Consider the following 17,798-nt stretch of genomic DNA (forward strand, 5'->3'; position numbering starts at 1 on the left):
AACCGACACCCAGGGAGCTCAAATGTCCGGTTCGATCCTCTATATCCACGGTTTCAACAGCGCCCCGGCCTCGAAAAAGGCTTGCCAGCTGGTCTCCGTGATGGAGCAGCTGGGTTTGAGCGACAAACTGCGTGTTCCGGCCTTGCATCACCACCCGCGTGAAGCCATCGGTCAGTTGGAACAAGCGATTGCCGAACTGGGCAGCCCGCTGCTGGTGGGAAGCTCACTCGGCGGCTACTATGCGACTCACCTGGCCGAGCGCCATGGCCTGAAAGCCCTGCTGGTCAACCCGGCGGTCAGCCCGCACCGGATGTTCGACGGCTATCTGGGCACACAGAAAAACCTGTATACCGATGAAACCTGGGAGTTGACCCACGACCACGTCACGGCCCTGGCCGAACTGGAAGTGCCGGCGCCTCAGGATGCGCAGCGTTATCAGGTGTGGTTGCAGACCGGCGATGAAACACTGGATTATCGCCTCGCCCAGCAGTATTACCGCGCCTGTGCCTTGCGCATTCAGGCCGGCGGCGACCACAGTTTCCAAGGCTTTGCCGGGCAATTGCCGGCGTTGCTGAGTTTTGCCGGCATTGGTGCCGATGTGTATCAGGCAATCGATTTCACCGCACTGTGAAGTCTTGCCCCTATTTCATGAATGACTGACGACGAGACCCTATGGCCACTCCCAGCGCTAGCTCTTATAACGCCGACGCCATCGAAGTCCTCTCGGGCCTCGACCCGGTGCGCAAACGCCCCGGCATGTACACCGACACCAGTCGGCCGAACCACCTTGCCCAGGAAGTCATCGACAACAGTGTCGACGAAGCCCTGGCTGGCCACGCCAAATCGGTGCAGGTCATCCTGCACGCCGATCACTCGCTGGAAGTCAGCGATGACGGCCGTGGCATGCCGGTCGATATCCACCCGGAAGAGGGCGTATCGGGCGTCGAACTGATCCTCACCAAACTCCACGCGGGCGGCAAGTTTTCCAACAAGAACTACCAGTTCTCCGGCGGTTTGCACGGTGTGGGTATTTCCGTGGTCAACGCCTTGTCGACCGAAGTGCGCGTGCGCGTAAAGCGTGACGGCAACGAATACCAGATGACGTTCGCCGATGGCTACAAAGCCACCGAGCTGGAAATCGTCGGCACCGTCGGCAAGCGCAACACCGGCACCAGCGTGTACTTCGCGCCGGATCCGAAGTATTTCGATTCACCGAAATTCTCCATCAGCCGCCTCAAGCACGTGCTCAAGGCCAAGGCTGTGTTGTGCCCGGGCCTTTTGGTCAGCTTCGAAGACAAAGGCACCGGCGAGAAAGTCGAGTGGCACTACGAAGACGGCCTGCGCTCCTATCTGGTCGACGCCGTCAGCGAATTCGAACGCCTGCCGAACGAGCCGTTCTGCGGCGCTTTCGCCGGTAATAAAGAAGCGGTCGACTGGGCGCTGCTGTGGCTGCCGGAAGGTGGCGACGCGGTGCAGGAAAGCTACGTCAACCTGATCCCGACGGCGCAGGGCGGTACCCACGTCAACGGTTTGCGTCAGGGTTTGCTCGACGCCATGCGCGAGTTCTGCGAATTCCGCAGTCTGCTGCCGCGCGGCGTGAAGCTGGCGCCGGAAGACGTCTGGGAGCGCATCGCGTTCGTCCTGTCGATGAAAATGCAGGAGCCGCAATTCTCCGGCCAGACCAAAGAGCGTCTGTCGTCCCGTGAAGCGGCGGCGTTTGTCTCCGGTGTGGTCAAGGATGCGTTCAGCCTGTGGCTCAACGCCAACCCGGAAACCGGTCTGGCCCTGGCTGAGCTGGCAATCAATAACGCCGGTCGTCGTCTCAAGGCGAGTAAGAAGGTCGAGCGTAAACGCGTCACTCAAGGCCCCGCGTTGCCGGGCAAACTGGCCGACTGCGCCGGGCAGGATCCGATGCGTTCCGAACTGTTTCTGGTCGAAGGTGATTCCGCCGGCGGTTCCGCCAAGCAAGCGCGGGACAAAGAGTTCCAGGCGATCCTGCCGTTGCGCGGCAAGATCCTCAACACCTGGGAAGTCGACGGCAGTGAAGTGTTGGCCAGTCAGGAAGTGCACAACATCGCCGTGGCCATCGGTGTCGACCCGGGCGCGGCGGACATGAGCCAGTTGCGTTACGGCAAGATCTGCATCCTCGCCGACGCCGACTCCGACGGTCTGCACATCGCGACCTTGCTCTGCGCGTTGTTCGTCCAGCATTTCCGCCCGCTGGTGGATGCCGGTCACGTCTACGTCGCCATGCCGCCGCTGTACCGCATCGATTTGGGCAAAGAGATCTACTACGCTCTCGACGAAGCCGAGCGCGACGGCATTCTCGACCGCCTGGTCGCCGAGAAGAAACGCGGCAAACCGCAGGTCACCCGATTCAAAGGTCTGGGTGAGATGAACCCGCCGCAGCTGCGTGAAACCACCATGGACCCGAACACGCGACGTCTGGTGCAGTTGACGCTGGGCGAGGATTTTGCCGAAACCTCGGAAATGATGGACATGCTGCTGGCGAAGAAACGCGCCGGTGACCGCAAGACCTGGCTCGAATCCAAAGGCAACCTCGCCGAGGTGCTGGCCTGATGCGGTTTGGCTGGGCCTTGGCGGGTGTGTTGCTGCTGAGTGTGATGAGCGTGTCGGCCGAGCCTTTGCAGGAATTGCGCGTGCTCTCCGAACACCCCGTCGACGGCATGCGCGGCGGTAACCTGTCGGGGCTGGCCATGTGTGGCGGCGAGTTGTGGACGGTGTCGGACCGCGATGATGATCAGATATATCGGCTCAATACCGCCGATCAGGTCTGGCAGGCCGAAGCCTTGCACATCGACGTGCCCCTGGTGCCGGAGACCGGTCTACCGTGGGGGTTGCGCTCGCGCAATTGGGCCGCCTCGTTCGTGCGCGGTGGCGACCTGGATTTCGAAGGCATCAGTTGCGACAGCACCGGCAATCGCTACATTGTCAGCGAGGGCCATGCGGCGGTCTTGCAGGTGCCCGTCAGCGGCCCGGTCAACTGGCTGAAGATCTCGCCGATGATGGTTCGCGAAGCGCGGGCCAGCGGCATGCTCCTGCATTTCAATGCGATTTTCGAAGGCCTGGCGATCAGCCCGGCGGGCGATCAGATGTGGCTGGCCGCCGAGCGGCAAAGCCGTGGCTTGCTGCTGATCAAGCGCCAGCAGACAGTGTGGGATTGCGACGGTCGTTGCGTGCTGCTCAGCGAGGGCGGCAAGGAAATGCAGCCGCCGCAGTTCCCCAAGGCTAGAGCGGTCGACCGAGACTTTTCCGACCTTTCGTTGTTCAACGGCAAATTGTTTACCCTTGAGCGCAACGCTTTCCAGATTTGTCGGCGCGATGCGCAGACCGCCAAGGTCGAGCGTTGCTGGTCGTACGCCGCTGAACTGTTACAGGCCCACCGCCGTTATTCGCAGAACTTCGGGCTGGAAGAGGCGCTGATCGTTGACGCTGATGGTGCATGGGTCGGCGTCGACAATAATTTCGGCCCGCGGGCCGACGGTGAGGTTCGGCCGATCGTCTGGCGCTTCGCCGCACCTGATGGCGGCTGGAGCGCCAAGCCATGAGTCAACAGCCGCCGGGCAAGAGCGCCGGTCGGGTGCTGATGATTCTGGCGTGGTGCGCGGCGCTGTTTCTGGCGACGCGGTTTTTCGGCCAGTGGGAGCAACGTCAGCAGAATCCGAACGTCGTCGTCAGTTCGGAGCAGGGCGAAGGTTTTATCGAGGTGAAGCTGGCCGGCAACGCCCAAGGGCATTTTGTCGCCAGCGGTCAGATCAACGGTGAGCCGGTGGAGTTCATGCTCGACACCGGCGCGACCGATGTGGCGATCCCGGCGGATCTGGCCAAGCGTTTGAAACTGGAAGAAGGTTTCGGTGTGACCCTGAGCACGGCCAACGGCCTGAGCCAGGGCTACCGGACCAAAATCGACCGCCTGCAACTGGGCGACATCGTGCTGCGCGACGTCCGCGCACTGGTGGCGCCGGGGCTGCATGGCGATCAGGTGTTGCTCGGCATGAGCGCCCTGAACAAACTTGAATTTACTCAGCGCGGTGGCACCATGCTGCTGCGCCAGACAACGAACCGATGAGGCCTGCATGAGCAACCCCCTTGATCTCAGCCTGGACGGTGTAGAACGCCGCTCGCTGGCCGACTTCACCGAAAGTGCCTACCTCAACTACTCCATGTACGTGATCATGGACCGTGCCTTGCCGCATATCGGCGACGGCCTGAAACCGGTGCAGCGTCGCATCATTTATGCGATGAGCGAGTTGGGCCTGGACGCCGATTCCAAGCACAAGAAGTCGGCGCGTACCGTCGGCGACGTGCTCGGTAAATTCCACCCGCACGGTGACTCGGCGTGCTACGAAGCGATGGTGCTGATGGCCCAGCCATTCAGCTATCGCTATACGCTGGTCGACGGTCAGGGTAACTGGGGTGCGCCGGACGATCCGAAGTCCTTCGCCGCCATGCGTTACACCGAAGCGCGTCTGTCGCGTTATTCCGAAGTGCTGCTCAGCGAACTCGGCCAGGGCACTGCCGACTGGGGGCCGAACTTCGACGGCACCCTGCAGGAGCCGCTGGTGCTGCCGGCGCGCCTGCCGAACATTCTGCTCAACGGCACCACCGGTATCGCCGTGGGCATGGCCACCGACGTGCCGCCGCACAACCTGCGCGAAGTCGCCACCGCGTGCGTGCGCCTGCTCGATGAGCCGAAAGCCACGGTCGAGCAACTCTGCGAACACATTCAAGGCCCGGACTATCCGACCGAAGCAGAAATCATCACCCCGCGCGCCGACCTGCTGAAGATGTACGAAACCGGCAAGGGCTCGGTGCGCATGCGCGCCGTGTACCACGTCGAGGACGGCGACATCATCGTCACCGCGCTGCCGCACCAGGTGTCCGGTGCCAAGGTGCTGGAGCAGATCGCCGCGCTGATGCAGGCCAAGCCGTCAAAAGCCCCGCAGATCGCTGACCTGCGCGACGAATCCGACCACGAAAACCCGTGCCGCATCGTGATCATTCCGGTCAACAGCCGCGTCGATCACGAAGCGCTGATGCAGCACCTGTTCGCCAGCACCGAGCTGGAGTCGACCTACCGGGTCAACATCAACATCATCGGTCTGGACGGCAAACCACAGCTGAAAAACCTCCGTGCCTTGCTGGTCGAGTGGCTGGAATTCCGCGTGCTGACCGTGCGTCGCCGCCTGCAATTCCGCCTCGACAAGGTCGAGCGTCGTCTGCACCTGTTGGACGGTTTGTTGATTGCCTACCTCAACCTCGATGAAGTGATCCACATCATCCGCACCGAGGAGCATCCGAAGGCCAAGCTGATCGAGCGTTTCGCCCTCAGCGAAATTCAGGCCGACTACATCCTCGACACCCGTCTGCGGCAGTTGGCGCGACTGGAAGAGATGAAGTTGCGCGACGAGCAGGACGAACTGCTCAAGGAACAAGCCAAGCTGCAAGCGCTGCTGGGCAGCGAAGCCAAGCTGAAGAAACTGGTGCGTACCGAGCTGATCAAGGACGCCGAAACCTATGGCGATGACCGCCGTTCGCCAATCGTCGAACGTACCGAAGCCAAGGCGCTGACCGAGCACGATCTGCTGCCGAACGAGAAAGTCACCGTGGTGCTGTCGGAAAAAGGCTGGATCCGTTCGGCCAAAGGTCATGACATTGATGCTACCGGCCTGTCGTACAAGGCCGGCGACGGCTTCAAGACCTCGGCGGCGGGGCGCTCCAACCAGTCTGCCGTGGTGATTGACTCTACCGGCCGCAGCTATTCGGTCGCCGCGCACACGTTGCCGTCGGCGCGTGGTCAGGGTGAACCGTTGACCGGTCGTCTGACGCCGCCGCCGGGCGCCTCGTTCGAGTGTGTGCTGATGCCGGAAGACGATGCGTTGTACGTGATCGCCTCCGACGCCGGTTACGGCTTCGTGGTCAAAGGCGAAGACCTGCAAGCCAAGAACAAGGCCGGTAAAGCCCTGTTGAGCCTGCCGAACAACGCCAAAGTCATCGCGCCGCGTCCGGTAGCTGATCGTGAGCACAACTGGCTGGCCTCGGTCACGACCGAAGGTCGCCTGCTGATCTTCAAAATCAGCGATCTGCCACAATTAGGTAAGGGCAAAGGCAACAAGATCATCGGTATTTCCGGTGAGCGCGTGGCCAGTCGCGAAGAATATGTCACGGACATCGCGGTCATTCCGGAAGGCGCCACGTTGGTGCTGCAGGCCGGAAAACGCACCCTGTCGCTGAAGGCCGACGACCTCGAACACTACAAAGGTGAACGTGGACGTCGTGGCAATAAGCTTCCAAGGGGCTTCCAGAGAGTGGATGCGCTGCTCGTCGAAAACCTCAATTAGGCGTCCTAGAGGCGTCGATCCACGATTTAACGCGTAGATCGACGCTTTGGCGCTGGAGTCGGAACGCATATTCACGGATGATATGGCCTTTCCAAGCGCCGGCGTGGCTGAGCGTTCTTCATATTTATTGAGTATTTTCACTGTGGTCAGCCTTGTGGCGGCCACCTGGACGGGATGATGACAGCTCTGCGCCCCCTTATTTTCCTGCTCGCCGGCGTTTTGGGCCTGGCGGGTTGCAGCGTTCACCAGCCGGTGTCGCTGTATCAACTGGACAGCGGAAGTCCGGTTCAGCCTGCGCAAAGCGCAGGCATGGCGGTTTTGTTAGGCCCGGTAGTCGTAGCCGATTACCTGCAACGTGAAACATTACTGCAACGTCAACCAGACGGCAGTCTGCAAGCGGCGACCGACGGTCGTTGGGCTGGCAGCCTTTCGTCGGATATCGATCAGTTGCTGATGCGTCAGGTCGCTGGCCATCTGGACAGCCAACGTGTGGTGCTGGCACCGGCCACAACGGGGTTCACTCCGGATGTGCAGGTGTTGTTGACCATTACGCGTCTGGACTCTGGCCAGAAACAACCGGCGATACTTGATGCGCAATGGCGTTTGATCGACCGTCGTGGTCAGGTGCGCGATAACCGCATCGTTCACCTGCAAGAGCTGCATGCCGGCAGTACGGCTTCGCAGGTGCAGGCACAGGGTATTTTGCTGCAGCGTCTGGCCGAGCAATTGTCGGTTGCGCTGAAGCCGTTGGCCAATCAGCCGCCGGTGGCCGAGGCGCCGCGTAAATCGGCACCGAAGCCGGCGGCGCCAGCAGCGGAAGCCGAGAAGCAGCCGAAGATTCCGATGGCCTCGCCGATTCGGACAGATATGGAAGTGTTCCGCTTCTAAGTCTGGACCGAGTCAGAACAGAGCCCGCCTTGTGCGGGCTTTGTTGTGTCTGGGGTTTGGTAGGCAAGATCAAAAGCCCCTCACCCCAGCCCTCTCCCAGAGGGAGAGGGAGCCGACCGTGGTGTCTGGCGCTATGCATCGACCTGAAAGAGCTTGGCGATTATGGATTCGGTAGAGCAGGGGCGACCGTGGTGTCTGGCGTTATATATCGACCTGAAAGATCTTGGCGATTATGGATTCACCGCTGGGCGTTCAAGTCGCTGTAGGTCTTCAGTATTCCCGGATCGGTTCCCTCTCCCTCCGGGAGAGGGCTAGGGTGAGGGGCTTTTCTATTACCTACAAAAAAGCCCGCAGACAATCACTCGTCTGCGAGCCTTATGTTTAGCAGCGAAAAGATCGCAGCCTTCGGCAGCTCCTACAACTTAAGTCCGACGCTCATGCATCCGCGCCAGTTGCCGTTCCAGCATCGACGGATAAGGCTCCATCAACCGCTCTACACAGCAGGCACCCTCAGGGCTGGCAATCGGGCGGATCCGCGCACGCTGGCGAATCAGCGCGTCATCACTGATCTTGCGCTCAACCAGCAGCAGGTTGCGGCTGTGCTGCGACAAGGCCAGTGCGTCCTGTGCCGAATCGGTCAGCAGCAGATCGATCTGGCTCAGGCCGAACAATTCATCGCCCAAGGTCAGGCCCAGTTGCAATTGCAGGGTGATGCCGCTGTCCGCGACCTCAATCTGCAGCTGATGGCCCAGCGCGCGCAGCAACTCGCCGCAGCAGATCGCGTTGGTCAGGTAATCATCGCCACTGTCTTCGGTGTGAAACAGCATCAGCGTGCTGCCGTCGTTCAGGGTTTCGATTTCGCCCTGATACAGCGAAGCGGCCTGGTCGAGGCAGTCGCGATAGCGCTCCTGCAACTCTTCCAGACGTGCCCGTGGCAAGCGGCGCAGCTGCTCCTGCGAGCCCAGTTGCACGGCCAGCACGGCGGTGTGCTGCGGCACGCTTGGCGACGGTTGGCGGACGACAGGTTGCGGCGCGCCATTGAGCGACTCGTCGCGCAGGTCGGCGAATGCGTCATCGTCATCATCGTCTTCGACGGTGCTGACCAGATGTCGCGGTGCAGGCTTCTGCGCGGCCATCGGACGGGTTTCGTCGAAACTCGGATCACGCAAGTTGCGCACCTCGAATTCCGGCTCGTCTTCTTCGTCCTCGAATTCCGGCTCCGGTTCAGGTGCAGGCTCCGGCGCGTAGTTGGCGTGCAGCTGACGCGCCAGATCGCCGATTTCATCCTGACGGTCGATGCCCGGCGTGTGTTCGTCGATGCGGCGCAACCAGACGCGCAGTTGCAGCAACGGCGTCGACAGGTAGCGGCCCATGCGCAGGCTCAGGGCCAGCGACAGCGCCAACAGGATCCCGCTGAGAATGCCCATACTTTGCAGGCTGATGGTCATCGGCTGCTGAAACTGATCCATGTCCAGACTGATACGCAGTTGCCCGGCAGTGACGTCCTGGAAAGTGATCTTGCTCTCGTACATGCCCTCGGCTTCGCCCAGCAGGCTGTGCTTGGGGCGCTGACCGGACTCGGCGAGGATGCGGTTATCCACGCTGTAGATCGCCGCGTGGGCCACCAGTTTGTTCTTGGTCAGGTTGTTGAGCAGCACGTTGAGGCTGAGGATGTCGTTGGACACCAACAGCTCCGTGGCAGAGGTCGCGGTCTGCGTAGTCAGGCTTTCGCCCAGCGCATCGGCCTGCTGGTGCATGGCCTGCTTGAATTGCAAACCCATCACGCCGGCATAGATCACCAGGGCCAGAGCGACCAGGATCACGTTATGGCTGGCAATGCGCAATGCAATCGGTACACGGCGGTGGCGCAGTGCACGGAAGATCAGCAGGAAGAAGTTATCGGTTTTAACTGGCGTTGGCCGGTTCACTGAGCTCGGCTCTTTTGTCCGTGAAGTTGACGCGCAGTATAGCGACAGGCCCTAGACCGGCAAAGCGCTCGCGGTGCCCGATGGTCACTGAAAGTGGGTAGAATGCGGTTTTTTTCCAGTTGCGGGGGTGCGCGTTGCGCGAAATCGTCCTGATTAACATCACGGGAGTCGACCGTCCGGGTCTGACTGCGGCCATTACCGGCGTTCTGGCACAAGGTGGTGTGAACATTCTCGACATCGGTCAGGCGGTGATCCACGACACCCTGTCGTTCGGCATCCTGGTCGAAATCCCCGATTCCGAGCAGGGTAAATCCGTGCTCAAGGACATCCTGTTCAAGGGCTATGAGCTCGACCAGCAGGTGCGCTTCACCCCGGTGTCCGAAGAGGATTACCAGCAATGGGTGGGTAATCAGGGCAAGAAACGCCACATCGTTACCTTGCTGACCCGCAAAGTCACCGCCGGCCAGTTGCAGGCCGTCAGCTCGATCACCGCCAAATATGGCTTGAACATCGATCACATCGACCGTCTGTCGGGTCGCATGCCGCTGGACACCCCGGCTGATAAGGGCAAGGGCTGCATCGAGTTTTCCGTGCGTGGCGAAGCGGCTGATCCGCAAGCGCTGCGTGCCGAATTCCTCAGCGTTGCCCAAGAGCTGAACGTCGACATCGCCTTCCAGGAAGATTCGCTGTTCCGTCGCAATCGTCGTCTGGCGGTGTTCGACATGGACTCGACGCTGATCGAAGCCGAGGTCATCGACGAGCTGGCCAAGGCTGCCGGGGTGGGCGAGCAGGTATCTGAAATCACCGAACGCGCCATGGCCGGTGAGCTGGATTTCCGCGCCAGTTTCAAAGAACGTCTGGCTTTGCTTAAAGGTCTGGATGTCAGCGTGCTCGACTCGATCGGCGCTTCCCTGCGCCTGACCGAGGGCGCCGAAACACTGTTCGCCGAACTCAAGCGTCTGGGCTACAAGACCGCCATCCTGTCCGGTGGCTTCACTTATTTCGCCAAGCAATTGCAAGCCAAACTCGGCATCGACTACGTGTTCGCTAACGAGCTGGAAGTGGTCGACGGCAAGTGCACCGGCGTGGCGATCGAGCCGATTGTCGATGCGCAGCGCAAGGCTGATTTGCTCAAAGAGCTGGCGCACAAGGAAGGTTTGCGTCTGGAACAGACCATCGCGGTCGGCGACGGCGCGAATGATTTGCCGATGCTGGCGATTGCCGGGCTGGGCGTGGCGTTCCGCGCCAAGCCGCTGGTGAAACAATCGGCGAAGCAGGCAATCTCGACGTTGGGTCTGGATGGCGTGCTGTATCTGCTGGGTTTCCGCGATCGCGACGGGCAGTTGTAATTAAGATCAAAAGATCGCAGCCTGCGGCAGTTCCTACAGAGGAATATGCGTTTTTCTGTAGGAGCTGCCGCAGGCTGCGATCTTTTGCTTCAAAGTGACTTCCACAACGAATCAAAATCCTCCTCGCTCCCGCCATTGCGCGCAGTCTCCAGCGAGCGATAGGCGAACTGATTGAAGCTGTGTGTACTCGCCACCCGCCGATCCAGCCCGGCGCGGTGCTCTTCGCCCTGGGTGTTGATCATCACCTTGTTGCCTTCCTGAAACGGCAAGCGCGGTGCCAGCAAGGTTGCCGGTAGATCGATCGCGCTGATCTCCGGTAACAATAATCCGCGCAAATACTGACTGTGATCGTCCCGCGAGCGCACCAGTTGCAGGCCGCAAGGCTGGGCATGTGGCGCCACCAGTTCAATACCCATTTGCGTGCCGCCGCCGCGTACCTGGCGGATCCAGCGAATGACCGCGATGCTCCAGCCCAGACTGACACTGTCCTGGATGCCGAGCATTTCTCCGGCCTGCAACTCGGCGGGCACTTCATTTGGCCACGCCAGGCAGTATCCGCCGGGGCTGTGATTGATCACCGGCAGGACATGGGTCGGGTAGTGCGGCGTACTGTCCGTGCCGTTTTCATCCTCGGGCAAATGGTCGTACTGGATTTCCTCGTACGGCAAAAACACATCAGCCTTGCTCTGCGGTGCCGCGTCGAAGGCCTGGCTCCAACTGTCCTTTTCACCCTTGATCACGGCGCTGCTGAAGTTCGCCGAGCGCGTTCCGGGATGTTTGAGCAGTTCGCTGAAGCTGCGCTCGCCACCGAGGTAGAAGTGCAGAGCGCTCATGCCCACACACACGGTCAGATGGCCCTGGCCGACGGTGCGCTGAAAACTGCGCTCGGCGGCCTGTCCCCAAGTGGCATGCAGGTGCTGCAGGGTATCGAGGCTCAGTCCGGTCGGCACTGGCAGGGGGGGTGAGGTGTGCTGATGCTGCAAATGCGCTTCGATGGCGTTCACCAGCGGCTGCGGATCGAAGCCGAGCAATCCGGCCTGTTTTTCGTTGCGAAACATGTTGCGGTAGCGCGGGCCGGCATCGATTGTCGGGCTGATCGCAAACAGGCCTTCGCTCGTACGGCCGGGATGCAATTTGAGCAGGGCACTCCACGGCTCGATTACTTCGGCCAATCGGGCGATCTGGTTTTGCCGCAATTGATTGCAGCGTGCGCTGCCCAGCAGCAGAGCGGCGATGTAAGTCTGTTCGAAACTGAGTTCGGTGGTGAGGCTGGCGAGGTCGTCATGGACCCGGCGCTGTTGGAGCTGCAGTTCGCAGGCGGTGCGATACAGCTGATGCAGTTCGAACCACACATGCTCCGGCGGCGAGCTATACAGCTGCGTGGCGCGCAGCAACTGGCCTTTGAGTGCATGGGCCGCCCGTTGCAGGGCCGTGCTGACCAATGCCGCGCGATCCTTGCTGTACTTCGGCGCAATCCGCAGCACGATCTGTTTATAGCCGATGGCCAGATGGCTTTGCAGCGCCTGGCACAGATTGCTGATTTTGCGCGAACGTTCGTCGAGCATGATCGCTTGATGCAGGAAGTGTCGTTCCAGATGCTGGCAGACGAAATAAACCTCGGGGCGCAACAGCTCCAGCAGGTTGAGGCGGTTGTCGCTGGGTGTGAGCAATTGGTTGAGTTCGCCCAGGCCTTGATACAGCAGGCGAGCGGTTTCGCCGATGTTGGCCTTGGGCAGGCCGGCGATCCAGCGCTTGAGGTCGCGCGGGGTGGCTTCGCAAAACGACAGGCGCGATTGCGTCGGGATCGAGGCGCGCAACGGTGGGGGAGAGATGGTCTGGCTCATGCCAAAAACCATAGCAGCAAATAGTGGAATCTGCGGGACCAGCACAACGCTGCTCCCGCAAAATCTGCATCAGGCTTTTGGCAGCGCCAGGCCTTGGCCCATCTGCACCGGCGAACCTGCCGCCAGCTCTTCAGCCCATTTCACCTGATCCGGCCCAAACAGCACGATGGCGGTCGAACCCAGTTTGAAGCGCCCCAGTTCCGCGCCTTTTTCCAGATGAATAGGCGCACGCGCAGCTTCGTCGTAGCGGAAGGTTTTCAGTTCGCGCTTCGGCGGCGTGACCAGACCGGCCCACACGGTTTCAATCGAAGCGACAATCATCGCGCCCACCAGCACCACGGCCATCGGCCCGCGCTCGGTGTCGAAGATGCACGCCACACGCTCGTTACGGGCGAACAGTTCCGGGACGTTTTCGGCGGTGGTCTGGTTGACCGAGAAAATCCGGCCCGGGATGTAGACCATTTCGCGCAGGGTGCCGGCCAGCGGCATGTGCACGCGGTGGTAGTCCTTTGGCGACAGGTAGATGGTGGCGAAGTCGCCGCCCATGAACGGCGCCGCATTGGCCGCATCACCGCCGAGCAGTTCCAGCACGCTGAAGCTGTGGCCCTTGGCCTGGAACACGCGACCGTGCTCGATCGGGCCGAGCTGGCTGACCGCACCGTCGGCCGGGCTGAGGATCGCGCCCGGGGTTTCGTCCAGCGGACGCGCGCCGTCTTTCAGAGCGCGGGTGAAGAAGGCATTGAAGTGCTCGTAAGCGGTCAGGTCTTCGACCAGTGCTTGCGACATGTCCACCTGGTAACGCTTGGCGAACCACTGGGTAAAGGCATTCTTGAACCAGCGCACGCGGCACTCGGCAATGCAGCCGGCCAGGCGCGACAGCAGGTGATGAGGCAGCAGGTACTGGCTGAGGATAAACAGACGCTCTTTCATTAGTTGTCCTTAAAAACCTTAAATCTCGACGGGCGTGTCAGGGTGGTTGCCCCATTCGCCCCAGGAACCGGCGTAGCCCTTGACCCGCGGATAACCGAGGGATTTGGCCACCAGATAAGTGAAGCCCGACCGGTGATGGGTCTGGCAGTGGGTAATGATTTCTTTGTCCTTGGTGATCCCGAGGTCTTCGAGGATCTGCGGCATGTCGGTGCGAATGCGCAGCTGACGGGCCTTGTCCATGCCGGCAGTCCATTCGAAATTGACCGCGCCGGGGATGTGCCCAGCCTTGGCGGCCAGCACTTTCTCACCGGAATACTCCAGCGGCCCGCGCGCATCCCAGATCGCCAGATCAGCAGCACCGAGACGGCTTTGCAAATATTCGCGCGTGGCAGTCGGCCCGTCGTGCAAGGTCAACGGCAGCGGGCCACCGACGGCTGCAGGCACCTGGATCGACATCGGCATGCCATCTGCCAGCCATGCCGGCAGACCACCGTCTATATAGTGGTACTTGTCGTGACCGATCACGTCGAGCAACCAGATGAAGCGCCCGGCCCAGCCGCCGCCCTCGTCGTCATAGACCACGTAGACCGCATCTTTGCGGTGGCCCAGTTCACCGAACAGAGCTTCCAGATCGGCTTTGGCCGGCAGCAGACCCGGCGCCGGCGGCTGACCGAGCTGGGTGCGTTTCGGGTCGACAAAGCGTGCGCCGGGCAGATGACCTTCGGTGTAGCGGGCAGCGCTGGTCAGATCCACCAGAATCAGTTCAGGGGAATCGAGGCGCGGGAGCAGGTCGCTCGGCTCGATGACGAGCGGCAAGCCAGAGAAGTCAGACATGTGAGGTCTCCAGAGCACAAAGGGGGGAATTGTAGCGCAGCCTCATCGGCCACGGCTGCTAAAGCTGTGCAGGGCTTTTTCGATGCACTGCGCGGTTTTGCCAAAGGCCTGCACGGTGATGTCGGCGAACGGCCCGCCGCCCTGATCGGCGACGACGATCATGATCACCCGCCCGTTGTTGACCAGTGAACGCAGGAATAGATGCTCGCCGCGAAACAGCGTGCGCAGGCTCGCTGGCAGCAGGGCGGAGAATTGCGCATCGTTCTCTGGAGTGATGCGTACCTGCGCCTGTTGCGCAAGCAGCCGTTGCAGGACCTTGCTCTGACCGACGACAAAATTCAGCGCCGCCGCTTCTTTCGGCAGCCCGGCGGTTTGATGCACGCGCAGATTGGACTGCGTGCGGTCGGCCATCAGGATCATTACGCGGCGCATGCCGCTGGCGACCAATGCGTCGCGAGCGGCGACCGTCAGGCTCATGGCATTGGTGAAGCGGCTCGGTTCTGCGAGCAGTTCGGCGCATTGCTTGCGCCACTGGCCCAGGTCTTCAGCGGTGGGCGCGGCGGCCGGCAACATGCCGGCCGGCAAACGACGGGTGCCCCACGGCCACAGCAACGAAACCGCCGGGTGCCACAAGTCCGGCATCGCATGATGACGCGCGCTGTTGGCGGCTTGCTGGTGCAACTGTTGTTGCACCTCGTCCATGGAAATCTGCAGATACAGGCTGGTCAGGTACTGCCAGCGTTCGCTGTGCGGACTGTCCCAGGCCTGTTGCGCCGACAGTGCCAGACCGTTGGCCAGCAGCACGGTGTTGGCCGGCTGATTGAGCCAGCGGCGCAGGGTCGGATCATCGTCGAGGCGGTTTTGCTGGCGCAGCGGATGTTCGCTGTCACGGGCGATGCGCAGGACTTTGACCAGTTCGCGCTGTTCGCTGAGCAGCAGTTTATAGCCCTGCTGCACCCAGATCGGCAGGTGCCAGACTTGCACCAGCGCCTCGGCGATTTTCAGCAGGCGCACGCCGAACAATTGCTTCTCGACCACGCGCGCCGATTCGCCCTTGTGGATAACCCGCAGTTCCCATTCTTCAAGCAATTGCGGATAGGTCAGCGCCAACGGCCACAGCGGCGACAGAAACAGCAGGCTGCCCCAATGAATGTCCTGCCACAGCCGCGCCAGGCGACTGGCGAAAAAACCGTTGGCCTGTTGCGTCGCGTGCTGGCTGATCATCTGCAATTGGCGCAGGGCCTTGGGGATTTGCATCTGCGGTTCAGCGGGCAGGCGCGCCAGCAGTTCTTCGGTCCGTGCCAGGCCCAGACGATTGATCGCCACCTCGAGATTTTCCGCTGGTGTGGCCATGGTGCCGTGGGTGTGACGATTCGCCTCACGGATGATGCTCAAGGCCAGTGCCGGGCTGTCCTGCATCAGGTCGGCGATGTCGCGCAGCGAGCTGCGATTGTCACGGATCGCCCGGCAGACTTTGTCGTGAGCCTCTTGCGGCACGGGCAGTCGCACGCCATCGAGCAACTTTACCCAGCCGTCGAGCGTGGTCGGTTTTGCGTGTGGGACGTTCGTTTCATTAGCCATGTCTGGACGGGATCTTCACTGACTGTAGACGCGCCCGGCATGGGCTAAATTGGCTTTTCGCCTGAACTGGCTATAGTCTGGCGCAGTTTTGCCGATAAGTAGAAGAAGAGATTTTTTAACTTCCGAATATGACCTTGAACCCGACTTAAGTAAGTACTTTCTACCTATGGCTAAAATTATCGGCATCATCGTCGTATTCGCGAGCGTGCTCGGCGGATACGTGCTCTCCCACGGCAAGATTGCCGCCCTGATCCAGCCCTTTGAGGTGTTGATCATCGGTGGTGCGGCACTGGGTGCATTCCTGCAGGCCAACCCCGGCTACATGACGATGCACGTGCTCAAGAAATCCCTGAGCATGTTCAGTTCGCGCTTCAGCCACACGTTCTATCTGGAAGTGCTCGGGCTGATCTACGAGATCCTCAACAAGAGCCGCCGCGAAGGCATGATGGCCATCGAAGGCGACATCGAAGACGCCGCTGCGAGCCCGATCTTCGCCAAGTACCCGGCGGTGCTCAAAGACGAGCGCATGACCGCGTTCATTTGCGATTACCTGCGCATCATGTCGTCCGGCAACATGGCCCCGCACGAGCTGGAAGGCTTGTTCGACATGGAACTGTACAGCCTCAAGGAAGACCTTGAGCATCCATCCCACGCGGTGAACGGCATCGCCGACGCCATGCCGGGTTTCGGTATCGTTGCGGCGGTACTCGGTATCGTGGTGACCATGGCCTCGCTGGGTGAAGGTGACCAGAAATCCATCGGTCTGCACGTCGGTGCGGCACTGGTAGGTACCTTCTTCGGTATTCTCGCGGCCTACGGTTTCTTCGGCCCGCTGGCGCATTCGCTGGCGCACGATGCCAAGGAAGAGCTGAACGTCTACGAAGCCATCAAGGCCTCGTTGGTGGCTTCGGCTTCCGGCATGCCGCCATCGCTGGCGGTCGAGTTCGGTCGCAAGGTGCTGTACCCGGCTCACCGTCCAAGCTTTGCCGAGCTGGAACAAGCCGTTCGCGGTCGCTAAGAAATGGAAAATAATCAGCCGATTATCATCAAGCGCGTCAAGCGCATAGCCGGCGGGCATCACGGCGGGGCGTGGAAAATCGCCTTCGCCGACTTCGCCACGGCGATGATGGCGTTCTTCCTGGTGTTGTGGCTGCTGTCTACCGCAACGCCGGAGCAGAAGATCGCCATCGCCGGTTATTTCAAAGACCCGGTCGGCTTCTCTGAAAGCGGTACGCCGTACATCATTGACCTGGGCGGCACGCCGACCCTGGCGCCGGAAAACACCCTCAACCCGGAAGTGAAGTCGCAGCCGCAACCCGACAAGGTCACGGTCGACACCGAGCAGGTTGAAGGCATGGCCGAGCAGGTCGAGAAGGAACGTCTGGAGCTGCTCCTGCAAGAACTGCAGAACAAGGTCGACGAGAACCCGCAACTGCAGAAGTTCAAGGATCAGATTCTCTTCGAGATCACGCCGAACGGCTTGCGCATCCAGATCATGGACGCCGAGAACCGGCCGATGTTCGACTCCGGTTCTGCACGCCTGAAGCCGTACTTCGAAGACATCCTGCTGGCCATGGCTGACACCATCAAAGCCGTGCCGAACAAGATCAGCATCAGCGGCCACACCGATGCCAAGCCTTACACCGGCACGGGCGATTTCGGTAACTGGGAGCTGTCGGCCAACCGTGCCAACGCTGCGCGTCGTGCCTTGATCGCCGGTAGCTATCCGGATGCGCAAGTGGCGCGGGTAGTGGGTTATGCCTCGTCGGCGCTGTTCGACAAGGAAAACCCGTTCAACCCGGTCAACCGCCGCATCGACATTGTCGTGCTGACCAAGAAGGCCCAGGCGGCCATTGAAGGTGCGCAAGGTGCCGATCCGGCGAAACCGGCGGATCAGGGTCAGAACGGTGCTGCTCCGGCAGCGCCTGTCGACCCGAATGCACTGCCGGCGGATCAGCAACCGGTGCCAGCGCACGAACTGCGCGAACGCCTGAACCTGTTCGACGACGCCGCGCCGAAACCGGCCGGGCCGGGGAGTGCGGCGCCAGCGCCTGCTCCCCCAGCCCCCAAGCAGTGATTCAC

14 protein-coding genes are annotated in these 17,798 nt (G+C 61.2%); 9 read left to right on the forward strand and 5 right to left on the reverse strand.

Translation table 11 applies throughout. The annotated features are described in order from the left end of the window. Positions 1 to 22: 22 nt before the first annotated feature. From CKW38_RS18340 to CKW38_RS18365, 6 genes are all read left to right on the forward strand, one after another. Entirely contained in the window at positions 23 to 631 is a 609-nt protein-coding gene (locus CKW38_RS18340) for a YqiA/YcfP family alpha/beta fold hydrolase (protein WP_095113482.1), read from the forward strand. 41 nt (positions 632 to 672) lie between these two features. Continuing rightward, positions 673 to 2,580: a DNA topoisomerase IV subunit B gene (gene parE, locus CKW38_RS18345; RefSeq protein ID WP_007915770.1), complete on the forward strand. Its 1,908-nt coding sequence runs from the start codon at positions 673 to 675 to the stop codon at positions 2,578 to 2,580. Next, the gene (locus CKW38_RS18350) at positions 2,580 to 3,569 is read left to right on the forward strand and encodes an esterase-like activity of phytase family protein (protein WP_095113483.1); all 990 of its coding nucleotides are present in this window, start codon (positions 2,580 to 2,582) and stop codon (positions 3,567 to 3,569) included. The genes parE and CKW38_RS18350 overlap by 1 nt, the downstream gene beginning before the upstream one ends. Beyond that, positions 3,566 to 4,090, forward strand: coding sequence for a TIGR02281 family clan AA aspartic protease (locus tag CKW38_RS18355; RefSeq protein ID WP_095113484.1), 525 nt, complete (start codon positions 3,566 to 3,568; stop codon positions 4,088 to 4,090). Before CKW38_RS18350 ends, CKW38_RS18355 begins: the two co-directional genes overlap by 4 nt. A 7-nt stretch (positions 4,091 to 4,097) precedes the next feature. Further along, a complete protein-coding gene (gene parC, locus CKW38_RS18360; protein ID WP_095113485.1) occupies positions 4,098 to 6,362 on the forward strand; it encodes a DNA topoisomerase IV subunit A in 2,265 nt (754 codons plus the stop codon). Between the two features lie 177 nt (positions 6,363 to 6,539). Continuing rightward, positions 6,540 to 7,250, forward strand: a complete 711-nt coding sequence (locus CKW38_RS18365; RefSeq protein WP_007915780.1) for a membrane integrity-associated transporter subunit PqiC — start codon at positions 6,540 to 6,542, stop codon at positions 7,248 to 7,250. A gap of 422 nt (positions 7,251 to 7,672) precedes the next feature. Here the strand turns inward: CKW38_RS18365 and CKW38_RS18370 are convergent, their stop codons facing one another. Continuing rightward, positions 7,673 to 9,178: an AhpA/YtjB family protein gene (locus CKW38_RS18370; protein ID WP_095113486.1), complete on the reverse strand. Its 1,506-nt coding sequence runs from the start codon at positions 9,176 to 9,178 to the stop codon at positions 7,673 to 7,675. Positions 9,179 to 9,312: 134 nt separating this feature from the next. Here CKW38_RS18370 and serB point away from each other — a divergent pair, with 134 nt between their 5' ends. After that, the gene (gene serB, locus CKW38_RS18375; protein ID WP_008079219.1) at positions 9,313 to 10,527 is read left to right on the forward strand and encodes a phosphoserine phosphatase SerB; all 1,215 of its coding nucleotides are present in this window, start codon (positions 9,313 to 9,315) and stop codon (positions 10,525 to 10,527) included. Positions 10,528 to 10,616: 89 nt separating this feature from the next. On the opposite strand, the gene CKW38_RS18380 is transcribed toward serB, so the two are convergent. The 4 genes from CKW38_RS18380 to CKW38_RS18395 form a co-directional block, all read right to left on the reverse strand. Continuing rightward, a complete protein-coding gene (locus CKW38_RS18380; protein ID WP_095113487.1) occupies positions 10,617 to 12,371 on the reverse strand; it encodes a molecular chaperone in 1,755 nt (584 codons plus the stop codon). Positions 12,372 to 12,440: 69 nt separating this feature from the next. Next, complete coding sequence (gene asd, locus CKW38_RS18385; protein WP_095113488.1) at positions 12,441 to 13,301, reverse strand: archaetidylserine decarboxylase; 861 nt, start codon at positions 13,299 to 13,301, stop codon at positions 12,441 to 12,443. Between the two features lie 18 nt (positions 13,302 to 13,319). Further along, positions 13,320 to 14,135: a thiosulfate sulfurtransferase gene (gene rhdA / locus CKW38_RS18390; RefSeq protein ID WP_007915787.1), complete on the reverse strand. Its 816-nt coding sequence runs from the start codon at positions 14,133 to 14,135 to the stop codon at positions 13,320 to 13,322. Between the two features lie 42 nt (positions 14,136 to 14,177). Continuing rightward, the gene (locus tag CKW38_RS18395; RefSeq protein WP_007915793.1) at positions 14,178 to 15,716 is read right to left on the reverse strand and encodes an HDOD domain-containing protein; all 1,539 of its coding nucleotides are present in this window, start codon (positions 15,714 to 15,716) and stop codon (positions 14,178 to 14,180) included. 166 nt (positions 15,717 to 15,882) lie between these two features. On the opposite strand from CKW38_RS18395, the gene motA reads away from it, so the two are divergent. Next, complete coding sequence (gene motA / locus CKW38_RS18400; protein ID WP_007915795.1) at positions 15,883 to 16,734, forward strand: flagellar motor stator protein MotA; 852 nt, start codon at positions 15,883 to 15,885, stop codon at positions 16,732 to 16,734. 3 nt (positions 16,735 to 16,737) lie between these two features. Then, positions 16,738 to 17,793, forward strand: a complete 1,056-nt coding sequence (gene motB / locus CKW38_RS18405; protein WP_007915797.1) for a flagellar motor protein MotB — start codon at positions 16,738 to 16,740, stop codon at positions 17,791 to 17,793. Positions 17,794 to 17,798 lie beyond the last annotated feature (5 nt).

The sequence above is a fragment of the Pseudomonas sp. Irchel 3H7 genome, from assembly GCF_900187605.1.
GTDB lineage: Bacteria > Pseudomonadota > Gammaproteobacteria > Pseudomonadales > Pseudomonadaceae > Aquipseudomonas.